The sequence below is a fragment of the Acinetobacter sp. BMW17 genome (assembly GCF_001592855.1).
Taxonomy (GTDB): Bacteria; Pseudomonadota; Gammaproteobacteria; order Pseudomonadales; family Moraxellaceae; genus Acinetobacter; species Acinetobacter johnsonii.
The window spans coordinates 17,049-28,206 of the sequence record NZ_LSOD01000004.1; the positions used below are offsets into that span (position 1 = coordinate 17,049).

Consider the following 11,158-nt stretch of genomic DNA (forward strand, 5'->3'; position numbering starts at 1 on the left):
TCTTAGGCTACATAGCTCATGGAGAAGGTGGGAATGACCTGTACTCCTTAGATAAAACTTTCCCAAATCCCCACTTGTCCGTCTTTGACTCTGGGAATATTGCCCAACTTAATCCACGGCATATTGTCGCCATGAAAGTCACTCCCGACCGATACTTTTAAACCATGCTCGGCAATCATCCGGTCCACCATTTGACGGGTAGATGTCGGTTCGACATTGGGCGGCAATTCAACCGCATCCCCACCAAACTGCGCAAATATTTCAATCAGATAACGAATGTTAGTAGCAGATAAGTCATAACGTGTCGGATGCGCCAATACGGCAAAACCACCACTGGCATGAATCACTTGAATGGTCTCTTCTAAACCCAGCCCATCAAATTTCACGTAGGCTTTCTTACCTTCCTTAATATATTTATCAAACGCTTGTTGCACACGACTCACATATTTTTTTTCAACCAAGGTCTTAGCAATATGGGTTCGAGTCACACGGTCAGGCATCTGTTCAACTTTCGCCAAAACATCGAGATAAATATCTTCACCAATCAGTGGAATCAACAAATCACAGATTTGCTTAGCACGTCGCGCACGGATTTGTTTTTGCTGTTCAAGACATCTTTGCAGTGGTTCTAAGTCTTGCATATTCAATGCAACCACATGCACACCGTAATTTTTCTTAGTCGAGGGTCTCGACCACTGACTGGAAATTTCTACACCTGAAATAATACGCATCGCATGCGACTTTGCAGCTAACTCTGCTAAAGCAACGCCATCCATGGTGTCATGGTCTGTCAAAGCCAAGGTATGAATACCTTTTTCCGCGGCAGCATCAACCAATTGCTTCGGTGTGAAAGTGCCATCAGAAATATTGCTGTGAGTATGTAAATCTACGCCTTCCATCACTTATACTAGCTATTTATTTGAACAGATTTAGATACTCTAACATGAAAGCACTTTTAGACTTTGTGCCGCTGATCATTTTCTTTTATTTATATAAAACTGTAGATCCGAAAAATACTGATCACCCATTACTTCAATTGATTGGTTCTGCTGGGGGTGTCGATAATAATAATATTCTTGTCGCGACCACAGGTTTGATCATTTCGATGCTGGTGGTTTACGGTGCACTGTTCTTCATGCAAAAGTTCCGTTTAGACAAACAACAGTGGATTGTGTTGTTTATGACGGTTATTTTCGGCGGTGTCACCTTAATGCTGTCGGATGACTTTTACATCAAACTTAAAGCGGCCTTGCTGAACATTATTTTCTCAGGTGCTTTCTTACTTTCTCCTTATTTTGGCAAAGAACGTAAACCGCTGATCAAACGTTTGTTCGGCCCAATCTTCAATTTAACCGACGCAGGTTGGAAAAACTTAAACTTTGCATGGGCTGCTATGTTTGCCCTCATGTCTTTTTTACACGTATTTTTCGCATTTTTATTTATGGACGGAAAATATTGGGGAGAATTCACGGCTTTTGGTGACATGATCGTGATGTTTTCCTTTATCATTATTCAGTTTATTGTATTGCGTAAATACTTTAAATCTTCTGAAGAGTAATTTAGCCAGAACATACATCGAGAACTCTTATGCCGCTATTCGTCGTCACATGTACCGATCAAGAAGGTACAGTCGAAAAACGTCTTGCTACACGTCCAGAACATCTTGTTCGTTTACAAAAGCTCAATGATGAAGGTCGTTTAATTGTTGCAGGAGCGATGCCGAAAGACCCAAGCAATCCGCAAGCAGGCTTTTATGGCAGTACAATCATTGTTGACTTTGACTCACGTGAAGCACTCGATGCATGGTTACAGGAAGAGCCATTCTTAAAAGCAGGGGTTTATCGTCAGATTGATGTTAAACCATTTAATAAAGCATTCCCTCAAGGATAAGGTCATGCGCGTTGTTGTCACAAGCTTATTGGGCTTATCTCTTCTTTCTTCTATAGCGTGGGCCGTTGAAACCGCTCCTGCCCCGAGTGTAGCCCCTGCTGTACCAGCAACGACTGCCGTACCTGTTCAAGTGCAAGGCAGTACAACTCAGCCGAAAATTATTCCAGCGGTGGCCACAGTTAGCCCAACAGGTCAACCACAAGAAGCCAAACCACTCACCGCTGAACAACTTGCTAAGAACAAAGTGTTGCAAGATGCCAAAGTCAAAGCACTGGTCAAAGACCAAGCTTCACGTCTTGCACAATTGGAAAAAGCCAACCTTGATGCTTTGGCGCAAAACCAAGAGCTACAACTCAAAAATGATAGCCTCGGTGTACAAGTACAAGTCTTACAAAGCGAACGCAGTGCGCAAATGTTCCTCTACGGCGCAGCAACCATCGCTGTTGGTGTATTACTGGGTTTCTTAATTGCCAGTTACGTTTATACCAAACGCCGTCGTCAGTGGTAAGCTAAGCCCTATTGAAAACAATAGGGTGCTGTGGTTGTGTCGCGTGCAATTCAAACTGCCGATTTAGAGTGGCAACAGATTGATGGCATAGATGTGCCAGTTTCAAAACAATTTGGCGATGTCTATTTTTCCAAAGACAATGGTCTACTTGAAACACGCCATGTGTTTTTAAATGGCAACGATTTATCTGAGCGCCTGTCAAATCTTCAGCCCTTTGAATATTTTAGTGTGGGTGAAACAGGCTTTGGCACAGGGCTCAACATCTTGGCGCTTTGGCAACTTTGGCAACAGGTTCGCCCAAATAACCACAGCCACCTCCATGCCATTTCAGTTGAAAAATTTCCGCTATCTAAAACGGATCTTATACGTGCACTCAATGTCTGGCCTGAACTCAAACCGATCGCTGATCAACTGATCGCACAGTACCCGCACCCGATTGCAGGTTGTCATCGCCTGAGCTTCCCTGAGGAACGTTTCAGCCTTGACCTTTGGTTAGGCGATGCTCACGATGTTTTCCCCAGTATGGCAAAAACCAGTAGCGTTAACGCATGGTTCCTCGATGGTTTTGCGCCTGCCTGTAACCCAGACATATGGGAAGAGCAAGTACTGAATCACATCGTTCGCCTATCTGGTATTGGAACGACATTTTCTTCATTTAGTGTCGCAGGCGTGCTCAAACGTGGTTTAACGCAGCATGGTATTTCTATTTCACGTCCGCGCGGCTATAAGCATAAACGCGAAATGCTGAAAGCCATTTGGTTACCTGCTGAGCCTGAAAACACATCAGACACTGTAGATACCCAATCAGTATTAAATCAAAATCAACCTGATCAAGTGCTACACGCTTTTAAACAACGTCAAATTGCTATCATTGGCGCAGGGATTGCAGGTTTAACTAGTGCATGGGCCTTTGCTGAGCGCGGGCACCAAGTCACGCTCTACGACCAATCTGAGCCACTTGCAGGAGGTTCAGGCAATCCGCTGGCCTTACTTAATCCCAAACTTTGTCCGATTGAACAAAGTCATGAACATTTAATGACCTTGGCTTGGCAACATGCTTTACAGCACTATCCCAAGTTTCAGGCTTTTCGCCCCATTCAAGTACATCAACTGGCGCTGAAAAAAGCCGAAGACTTACTCGATCTCGAACAACAATACCCTGCGGATCTTTTGATAGCCGAAACCGCTGCTGATTCTGCGTTAATCACTGAATATCCAAGTCTGAATCTAACTGAGGCCGGCGCTGTATCACCACATCAACTCAAAGATCAAATCTTAGCGCATCCGCTGATTCAGTTCGTACAAGCCAACATTACTCAAATCCATCCAGAGCACAATGAACTTTTCAATGCACAAGCCCAATCTCTAGGTCAGTTTGATCATGTGATTGTGTGTTGTGCACGCCAGACGGCTGCTTTCTTTGAGCAATATCCTGTGCTGAAGCCCATTCGCGGACAAGTCAGTTGGGTGGAGAACACCGCACAACCTTTGGCCCTCGATCAAGCCTATAGCTATGGCGGCTACTGTATGCAGCTTGATGCTCAACAGTTCATTTTAGGTGCATCTTTCTATCCCAATCGAGATGACAGCGATGTTTTGCTTGAAGACCATGTGCATAACTACGAGCTTATCCACAGCGTCTTTCCACATTATGCACAATCGCTTCCTGATGTGACGACTTGGCAAGGCCGTGCATCTGTTCGCGCGCAAAGTCTGGACTATTTTCCAGTCCTTGGAAAAATGTCTGAACAGACTAAAATTTATAGCTTTGCGGGCTTGGGCTCTAAAGGCTTTTTGTTTGCGCCTTTATGTAGTGAAATTTTAGCGGCGCAGATACTGAAAGAGGCCTGTCCCGTTCCTGAGTCACTGTTACAAAAGCTCAGTCCGACCCGATTCCATAAAAAGCTCAAAGCCAAAAAGCCTTATTTTAAAGCGCAGTCTTAGTTCTGCTTATGACTCAAGTGCAGCGTATGACGTTATAGAGAAAAAATCACATTTCCAAGACATTAAAAAAGCGCCTTACGGCGCTTTTTTTGCTTCTGCTTAATTACTTTGTTCTAAGGCTAAACCAGCATCACGAGCAGCACGGGTACCACCCATTAAAATCACATACTCACGCGCACTGTCAAAACCTTCGAGTAACTCTGCAGCACGTGGCGCTTTACTACCGCCACCACATAAAATGTAAATCGGTTGATCCGTCGACACTTGAGTAAGGCTTTGTGCTGAAAGTTCTGTAATTGGCTGATTAATCGCCCCTTTCACGTGTGCTTCAGCATAAGCACTTGAATCGCGTACATCCCAGATGATCGCATCCTCTGGGAACTCAAATGTTGTAATTTCTTGTTTACGGATCATTGCGCACTCCTTTGATGTAAACAACACTTGGCAAATGAAGAAAACATCCCTAGCATCTCAGATATTCTTTCCATTTGTAAAGGTTTAATCCATGCCATCTTTTGATATTGTTTCAGAATTAGAAATTTTTGAAGTAAATCATGCCGTTCAGAACACCCAAAAGGAAATCGCAACCCGTTTCGACTTCCGTGGTCAGGATGTTTCGATTGAACTCAATGAAAAAAACAAAGAAATCAAAATTTCAACTGAAAGTGATTTCCAGTGTGAACAAGTGTACACCATGTTAGAGAACCATTTCTTTAAGCGTAAAGTCGATATTCAAGCGCTTGATCCACAAAAAATGACTGCTTCAGGTAAAAATGTACTTCAAGTGGTGAAATTAAAAGACGGACTTGACTCAGATACCGCAAAAAAAATTAACAAGGCCATTAAAGAAAGCGGCATTAAAGTGCAATCTTCAATTCAAGGCGACAAAATTCGTGTGACTGATAAAAAGCGCGATACATTACAGCAAGTAATGACATTTTTAAAAGAACAACAATTTGGTCTGCCTTTACAGTTCAATAACTTTAAAGACTAATACTCTTGTTTGATCATTTGAGGTAACTATGCCAAAGGCCAATCGCTTATCAAAACTTGTAAAAACCACGTCACGCTTGCCGAAAGCATTGCGTACGCGATTATGGAGTCAAGCTTTTGGTCGCATAGTTCCCATGGTCGGTAGTGCCAATATTCGTTATTTGCAAGTCAGTCACAGTGAAGTCGTGGTCAAAATCGAAAATCACCGTGCCATGCAAAACCATATTGGTCAACTGCATGCCTGTGCCATGGCCTTAATTGCTGAAACGGCAACAGGTTTTGTAACAGGGATGAATGTACCTGATCATTGCATCGTTCTGATTAAAAGCATGCACGTTGACTTTAAACGTCCGAGTAAAGGTGCCATGACAGCGACAGCCACCTTAACACCAGAACAACAGCAGCTGATGCAAACCACCGCCAAGGGTGAAACTTTAGTTTCTGTGACAGTGATGGATGAGTCTGGTGAAGCACCTGTTCAATGTGAAATGTTATGGGCATGGCTCGACAAAGCATCATTGAAAAAGTAAAAATGTAAATATAACTTACTGTTTTGTAAGTATAAAATTTACAACATTACGCTAAAGCTGCGACTAAAACTTACTATATCTTTACTTCGACTCAGCTCAAAATCATGGGACATCACATGAATATTTGAGCTGACTTGATGAAAAAAAGACTAATTTTAACGACTGCCTTATTTTCTTTAGGGCTGATGGCCTGCCAACAGCACAATCCCGCCAATACATCGGTTTCAACAACGCCGAATCACCCTTCAACCTCTGCCCTGACCGTACAAAATAGAAAAATTGTAGTGGACTTTTATGAAGGGGTTTTTAGCAAACATCAGGTTCAAACCTATTCTGACCGCTATATTGGTACACAATACATTCAACATAATCCCTATGTTGCAGACGGCAAAGCGCCTTTTGTAAACTACTTCACCCAGTACTTTAAAGAACATCCAGATGCAAAAAACACCATCAAGCGTGTCGTAGCCGAAGGTGATTTGGTGGTGCTGCATGTACATTCCACTCAAAATGCACAAGATCGTGGTGAGGCCGTTGTCGATATTTTCCGCGTCGAACAAGGCAAAATTGTAGAACACTGGGATGTGATACAAAGCATTCCCGCGGAGTCCGCTAATCGTAATACCATGTTTTAATCCATCGGACTGTATGTAATAGCAATAAAAAAAGCCAGTGATTACACTGGCTTTTTTTGCAGACCAACTCAAGCTTTAGTTGGATTGGCTTGCAAGGAACTTTTCTTTAACATCCGCTGGGATCTGGCGCTTATTGCCTTTAACATCAACTGCAACAAAGGTAAATACACCTTCAGTCACACGTACAGGCGGACGTGAACTGTCATGGCTATCCCACACTTCAATTTCCATCTGAATAGACGTATTGCCCACTTTTAACAGTTTGGTATAACAACTGATGACATCGCCAACTTTCACTGGGACTAAGAACGTCATCTGATTAATTGAAATCGTTGCACAGCGTCCCTTACTAAAACGCTCTGCGTGAATTGCACCCGCCAAATCCATTTGTGACACAATCCAACCACCAAAAACATCTCCACTCCAGTTGGTATCGGCTGGCATTGCAATTGTCTGAAGAGACAACATTCCTTCTGGTTTCACATGAATCTCTGACACGTTGACTCCAATTTTCGTTATGACTGGGCTTGCAACTCTTGATCTAACCATTGTTGCAATTGTGGCGCACGAAGCGCACCGCTTATTCTAGCAATTTCCGTGGTTTTATTCATTAAAACTAGAGTCGGAATGCTGCGTACGTTAAACGCACTGCTCAATCGCGGAGATTCTTCGGTATTAATTTTAGCAAAAATAACCTGCGGATTTTGCTTGGCCACTTCAGCAAAGTGCGGAGCCATCATTTTACATGGACCACACCACTCTGCCCATAAATCAATAAACACTGGCAAATCGCTATGGCTAATGAACTGGCTAAAATTCTGCTCATTCAATTCAATTGGTGCTGCAGGTAAAAGCGCTGCGTGGCACTGACCGCAGCTCGGATTAGCACTCAATTTCTCTTCAGGCACACGATTTTTGGCCAAACAAGTAGGACAGACGATAATCATTTAGTTGACTCCAATATGTTGATGTAAGAATTCTAATTGGGTCGAAATGGCTTTTTCAAACCAACTGGCATGATAAATATCAAAATGCTGCATTTCCCACTCATGATATTGAACAAAAGGGGCAATATTGGTGGCTGCTTCACGACTGGATTCGATCGGAATTAAACTATCATGCTTGGCAGCAATGAAAAGTACAGGAATATTAATTTGTCTAACATTTTGAATGGGACGATAACGAATTAAATTAAAAAATAATCGGGCAGGTATCTCACCACTCCAATAATAATCAGGATTAAGAATCGAACGATACCCCAAATAGGCATCTTGCGTTGGCAAAAAACATAATTCTCGCGGATCAACCACAGGTAAAGTGGTCGGGGACATGCCCATTTTTCCACCCATATAATCTTGGCTAGATAGTTTTAAAGCTTTAGGGAACTGTTGCAAAGGATATAACTTAGCACTTGCTGCCCCGTCTACAAAGGGTACTTGTGCTATCACGGCCTGTACATTCTTGAACTCTGCTGCAATATCGAGCACATAACCACCACTGAGTGCCGTCCCCCACAGCACGATCCGTCGACTATCGATCGACTTACGTTCTTTGAGATGGTTAATCATGGTCCTCCAATCTTCAAGCTGCTTCTTAATCGAGACCAACTCTCGTGGACGTCCGGTACTCCCGCCCCAATAACGGTAGTCAAATAATACGACTGCATAACCCGCTTGTGCAAAACGTTGTGCAAATTGGATCAGTTTGAATTGGCGAAGCCCAGCCAAACCATGGGCCATCACAATCACTGCTGGTTTTTTTTCGGTTTTCGGACGATAGAAATCCGCAGCAATGACCTCTTGGCCACTTTTGACATATAGCGGTTCAACGGTATAGGCGTGCATACCTGCTCCATTGCGTTATTTTATGGTTGTAATCGCTTATAAATATTTCAACAGCATAGGCTGAACTTTCAGCTTAATGCTATCATAAAGCATATCTCGATTAGTTTAATTTTGGAGTGACAGCATGAGCGAAAATGTAGGCTTTGCAGGTCAAATTGGCCCAGAACATTTGGTTCAAGTGGTTGAAAAAGGGTTTAAATCTGTGATCAATAACCGGCCAGATATGGAAGGTGGTCCAGAACAACCGACCAGCGCCCAAATTGAAGAAGCAGCACGTATTGCAGGCCTAGATTATGTCTATCAACCTGTCGTTGCAGGTCAAATCACAGAAATGGATGTGCGCACTTTTGCCAATCATTTCAATGAGCTACCAAAACCTGTTTTAATGTTCTGCCGTACAGGCAATCGCTCAAACAACTTATACCAACTTGCGAAACAAATGGACCTGTTAGATGACTAAACGGTTGTTTAAAAGTGTCATCTGCACTGCTCTGATTTTAACGAGCAGTGCATTGTGGGCGGCAACGAATAACCTGAGTCAAGCACTCAGCCCGCAGCTCAGCGTTTCAGGGGAAATGACCCAAGACAAGTTTCAACAGTTGATAAAACAAGGTTTTAAGTCGGTCATTGTCAACCGACCAGATCAAGAACAAGGCAATACCGTTCGCGTTGATCAACTGCGTAATATTGCGGAACAGTCCAAAGTCAGCGTAATTTACCAACCGGTTACCAGCAGTAAAATTTCTGAAACAGACGTGGTCGAATTTGCTAAATATTATAATGAATTGCCCAAGCCTATTTTAATGGTCTGTAAGAGTGGTGCTCGCTCTAGTCTGCTGTTCAATCAGGCAAAACAACGAGGATTACTCCATGAATAAACTGTTGCTGCTTTTACTCTGCTGTACCTTAATGACAGCATGTAGCTCAATGAATGTCCGTCCTACCGTTGGGGTAAGCGTTGGTACTGGCTTATAAGTCAAATGAAAGTAAAGACGGCATCTAGTGCCGTTTTTTTACAAAATATAATCATCTACAGCCCTGAATATGTTAACTATAGAGTATGTCTCGCTTAGATAAACGTTTGCTTATGTATGATCTGATTATTATTGGGGCTGGAACTGCGGGTATCGCAGCCTACCAACAAGCCGTGAAGTCCACACAAAATCTATTAATCATTAATGATGGGCCATGGGACACCACTTGTGCACGTGTCGGCTGCATGCCGTCAAAAGTCCTGATTTCTACAGCAAATCGCATGCATGATATTCAACATGCGGATCGTGTCGGATTGCAAGTAGAGTCAAAAATAGACCGCAGTCAGGTCATGCAACACGTACAAAAACTCCGTGATCGCTTTACTCATAGTACCCTTAAAACCGTAGAGAGCTGGCCTGAGTCCCATAAAATTAAGGGCCGTGCTCGCTTTGTCGATTCAAAAACGGTCGAAGTTAATGGGCAACACTACCAAGCCAAAAGCTTTATTTTAGCTGTAGGCTCCACACCTAGCTTTGACCCAGCATGGAAGAATGAACTCGATGATCGGCTCATCACCTCCGATCAAATCTTTGAACTCAATGCTTTACCCAAATCTTTAGCAGTGATTGGGAGCGGCGTCATCGCAATTGAACTTGCGCAAGCCATGCAACGACTTGGCGTCAATACCACTGTCTTTGCACGTAGTCGTAAAGTCGGCGTTCTGACTAGTCCTAAATTGCAGCAGTTGGCACAAACAGAAATTAGCACCGAACTTGAGATCAAGTTCGAAGTTTTACCCACAGAGGTTAAGTATATAAATAATCAAGTTGAACTTAGGTTTACTGAAAATGGTCAGCCTAAAACACTCAACGTTGATTACTTACTGGTTGCCACAGGACGAAGTAGTCTTTTAAATACCCTTAAACTCGAAAATATCGACACCTCATTCAAAGACTTAAAACATTTACCTGTTGATCCTGAAACCAAACAACTCGCTGACTACCCGATTTTTATCATTGGCGATGCACATACTGATACTCCACTACAGCATGAAGCCGCACACGAAGGTAAAGTCTCGGTCAAAAATGCATTAAATTTCCCTACTATAGAATCATGTAAGACCCTAATACCCTTAGGCATCGTTTTTAGTAGCCCAGAAATGGCAATGGTTGGACAAAACTTTAAGCAACTACAAAGTGCACCTATCAATTTTGTCATCGGCGAAGTCTCTTATGTCAAACAAGGGCGCGCATTAGTTTTAGGTAAAAACCATGGAGCTATCGAAGTGTATGTGGAGAAAAGTAGCCGTAAGCTACTAGGTGCTGAATTACTCACAGAGTCTACTGAACATTTGGCCCATTTACTGGCATGGATGATTTCAGAACAGCTGACCGTCGATGAAATTTTGGAAAAACCATTTTATCACCCAACTCTTGAAGAAGGTTTAAGAACAGCATTAAAGCATGCACGCCGACAGCTGGATACGTAGGCTGCGAAATTTATGATTCATGTTCTTTTAATAAGGTTTGCTGTGTGTAATTAAACGATTTCATCAACGTTGTGCAGCAAACTATAAATCATTCGCGGCATACGTTGATTTAATTACAAGACACATGCTTGGTAGATTTTCAGTAAAGTTCTTATTTTAGTGCGTAACTTAACTGCTCTAAAGCATAATACCTCGTATAAAACCATAATTTGTAGCATATAAGTCAGTAATTCCTGATCTATTTTTGTCTCTTTAGATAAGACATAAAAGCCAGCAAATGCTGGCTTTTTACTATTTAGGCCCTTATAGATAGCTCATTCTCTTCTTTCCCTCTTAATATTTCGCTTTTC

Annotated in this window: 15 protein-coding genes; 10 read left to right on the forward strand and 5 right to left on the reverse strand. The window is 42.6% G+C overall.

Annotation, left to right across the window (positions count from 1 at the left end; translation table 11 throughout):
* Positions 1-47 precede the first annotated feature (47 nt).
* Positions 48-899, reverse strand: coding sequence for a PHP domain-containing protein (locus AXW61_RS00375; RefSeq protein ID WP_062031253.1), 852 nt, complete (start codon positions 897-899; stop codon positions 48-50).
* 44 nt (positions 900-943) lie between these two features.
* On the opposite strand from AXW61_RS00375, the gene AXW61_RS00380 reads away from it, so the two are divergent.
* The 4 genes from AXW61_RS00380 to mnmC are packed head-to-tail and all read left to right on the forward strand — an operon-like array spanning position 944 to position 4,342.
* A complete protein-coding gene (locus AXW61_RS00380; protein ID WP_004983445.1) occupies positions 944-1,558 on the forward strand; it encodes an inner membrane-spanning protein YciB in 615 nt (204 codons plus the stop codon).
* Positions 1,559-1,587: 29 nt separating this feature from the next.
* On the forward strand, positions 1,588-1,890 hold the full coding sequence (locus tag AXW61_RS00385; protein WP_010327552.1) for a YciI family protein: 303 nt from the start codon (positions 1,588-1,590) through the stop codon (positions 1,888-1,890).
* A 4-nt stretch (positions 1,891-1,894) separates the two neighbouring features.
* Positions 1,895-2,398, forward strand: a complete 504-nt coding sequence (locus AXW61_RS00390) for a hypothetical protein (protein ID WP_010327553.1) — start codon at positions 1,895-1,897, stop codon at positions 2,396-2,398.
* Positions 2,399-2,434: 36 nt separating this feature from the next.
* Positions 2,435-4,342, forward strand: coding sequence for an FAD-dependent 5-carboxymethylaminomethyl-2-thiouridine(34) oxidoreductase MnmC (gene mnmC / locus AXW61_RS00395; protein WP_062031256.1), 1,908 nt, complete (start codon positions 2,435-2,437; stop codon positions 4,340-4,342).
* A gap of 99 nt (positions 4,343-4,441) precedes the next feature.
* Here the strand turns inward: mnmC and AXW61_RS00400 are convergent, their stop codons facing one another.
* A complete protein-coding gene (locus tag AXW61_RS00400; protein WP_004983438.1) occupies positions 4,442-4,756 on the reverse strand; it encodes a rhodanese-like domain-containing protein in 315 nt (104 codons plus the stop codon).
* A 91-nt stretch (positions 4,757-4,847) separates the two neighbouring features.
* Here AXW61_RS00400 and AXW61_RS00405 point away from each other — a divergent pair, with 91 nt between their 5' ends.
* The 3 genes from AXW61_RS00405 to AXW61_RS00415 all read left to right on the forward strand — a co-directional run bounded on the left by AXW61_RS00405 (position 4,848) and on the right by AXW61_RS00415 (position 6,500).
* Complete coding sequence (locus AXW61_RS00405) at positions 4,848-5,336, forward strand: YajQ family cyclic di-GMP-binding protein (RefSeq protein ID WP_004697619.1); 489 nt, start codon at positions 4,848-4,850, stop codon at positions 5,334-5,336.
* Between the two features lie 28 nt (positions 5,337-5,364).
* A complete protein-coding gene (locus AXW61_RS00410) occupies positions 5,365-5,865 on the forward strand; it encodes a DUF4442 domain-containing protein (RefSeq protein WP_010327555.1) in 501 nt (166 codons plus the stop codon).
* A gap of 185 nt (positions 5,866-6,050) precedes the next feature.
* Positions 6,051-6,500, forward strand: a complete 450-nt coding sequence (locus AXW61_RS00415; protein ID WP_240487423.1) for an ester cyclase — start codon at positions 6,051-6,053, stop codon at positions 6,498-6,500.
* A gap of 75 nt (positions 6,501-6,575) precedes the next feature.
* Here the strand turns inward: AXW61_RS00415 and AXW61_RS00420 are convergent, their stop codons facing one another.
* Genes AXW61_RS00420 through AXW61_RS00430 form a run of 3 tightly spaced genes read right to left on the reverse strand, consistent with a single transcriptional unit; the run spans position 6,576 to position 8,344 of the window.
* A complete protein-coding gene (locus tag AXW61_RS00420) occupies positions 6,576-6,998 on the reverse strand; it encodes an acyl-CoA thioesterase (protein ID WP_004697616.1) in 423 nt (140 codons plus the stop codon).
* A gap of 17 nt (positions 6,999-7,015) precedes the next feature.
* Positions 7,016-7,447 carry a thioredoxin TrxC gene (gene trxC, locus AXW61_RS00425; RefSeq protein ID WP_062031261.1) on the reverse strand — a complete coding sequence of 144 codons (432 nt, stop codon included), beginning with the start codon at positions 7,445-7,447 and terminating at the stop codon, positions 7,016-7,018.
* Positions 7,448-8,344 carry an alpha/beta fold hydrolase gene (locus tag AXW61_RS00430; protein WP_062031265.1) on the reverse strand — a complete coding sequence of 299 codons (897 nt, stop codon included), beginning with the start codon at positions 8,342-8,344 and terminating at the stop codon, positions 7,448-7,450.
* Positions 8,345-8,468: 124 nt separating this feature from the next.
* Here AXW61_RS00430 and AXW61_RS00435 point away from each other — a divergent pair, with 124 nt between their 5' ends.
* The 3 genes from AXW61_RS00435 to AXW61_RS00445 all read left to right on the forward strand — a co-directional run bounded on the left by AXW61_RS00435 (position 8,469) and on the right by AXW61_RS00445 (position 10,808).
* Positions 8,469-8,804, forward strand: a complete 336-nt coding sequence (locus AXW61_RS00435) for a TIGR01244 family sulfur transferase (protein WP_004983428.1) — start codon at positions 8,469-8,471, stop codon at positions 8,802-8,804.
* Positions 8,797-9,222 carry a sulfur transferase domain-containing protein gene (locus AXW61_RS00440; protein ID WP_062031268.1) on the forward strand — a complete coding sequence of 142 codons (426 nt, stop codon included), beginning with the start codon at positions 8,797-8,799 and terminating at the stop codon, positions 9,220-9,222. Before AXW61_RS00435 ends, AXW61_RS00440 begins: the two co-directional genes overlap by 8 nt.
* 209 nt (positions 9,223-9,431) lie before the next feature.
* Positions 9,432-10,808 carry a dihydrolipoyl dehydrogenase gene (locus AXW61_RS00445; RefSeq protein ID WP_062031270.1) on the forward strand — a complete coding sequence of 459 codons (1,377 nt, stop codon included), beginning with the start codon at positions 9,432-9,434 and terminating at the stop codon, positions 10,806-10,808.
* Positions 10,809-11,158 lie beyond the last annotated feature (350 nt).

Bases quoted from the DNA above. Each gene is read 5' to 3' on its own strand.
- AXW61_RS00375 (WP_062031253.1), bottom strand. From the start codon at position 899: ATGGAAGGCGTAGATTTACATACTCACAGCAATATTTCTGATGGCACT.
- AXW61_RS00380 (WP_004983445.1), top strand. From the start codon at position 944: ATGAAAGCACTTTTAGACTTTGTGCCGCTGATCATTTTCTTTTATTTA.
- AXW61_RS00385 (WP_010327552.1), top strand. From the start codon at position 1,588: ATGCCGCTATTCGTCGTCACATGTACCGATCAAGAAGGTACAGTCGAA.
- AXW61_RS00390 (WP_010327553.1), top strand. From the start codon at position 1,895: ATGCGCGTTGTTGTCACAAGCTTATTGGGCTTATCTCTTCTTTCTTCT.
- AXW61_RS00400 (WP_004983438.1), bottom strand. From the start codon at position 4,756: ATGATCCGTAAACAAGAAATTACAACATTTGAGTTCCCAGAGGATGCG.
- AXW61_RS00405 (WP_004697619.1), top strand. From the start codon at position 4,848: ATGCCATCTTTTGATATTGTTTCAGAATTAGAAATTTTTGAAGTAAAT.
- AXW61_RS00410 (WP_010327555.1), top strand. From the start codon at position 5,365: ATGCCAAAGGCCAATCGCTTATCAAAACTTGTAAAAACCACGTCACGC.
- AXW61_RS00415 (WP_240487423.1), top strand. From the start codon at position 6,051: ATGGCCTGCCAACAGCACAATCCCGCCAATACATCGGTTTCAACAACG.
- trxC (WP_062031261.1), bottom strand. From the start codon at position 7,447: ATGATTATCGTCTGTCCTACTTGTTTGGCCAAAAATCGTGTGCCTGAA.
- AXW61_RS00430 (WP_062031265.1), bottom strand. From the start codon at position 8,344: ATGCACGCCTATACCGTTGAACCGCTATATGTCAAAAGTGGCCAAGAG.
- AXW61_RS00435 (WP_004983428.1), top strand. From the start codon at position 8,469: ATGAGCGAAAATGTAGGCTTTGCAGGTCAAATTGGCCCAGAACATTTG.
- AXW61_RS00440 (WP_062031268.1), top strand. From the start codon at position 8,797: ATGACTAAACGGTTGTTTAAAAGTGTCATCTGCACTGCTCTGATTTTA.
- AXW61_RS00445 (WP_062031270.1), top strand. From the start codon at position 9,432: ATGTATGATCTGATTATTATTGGGGCTGGAACTGCGGGTATCGCAGCC.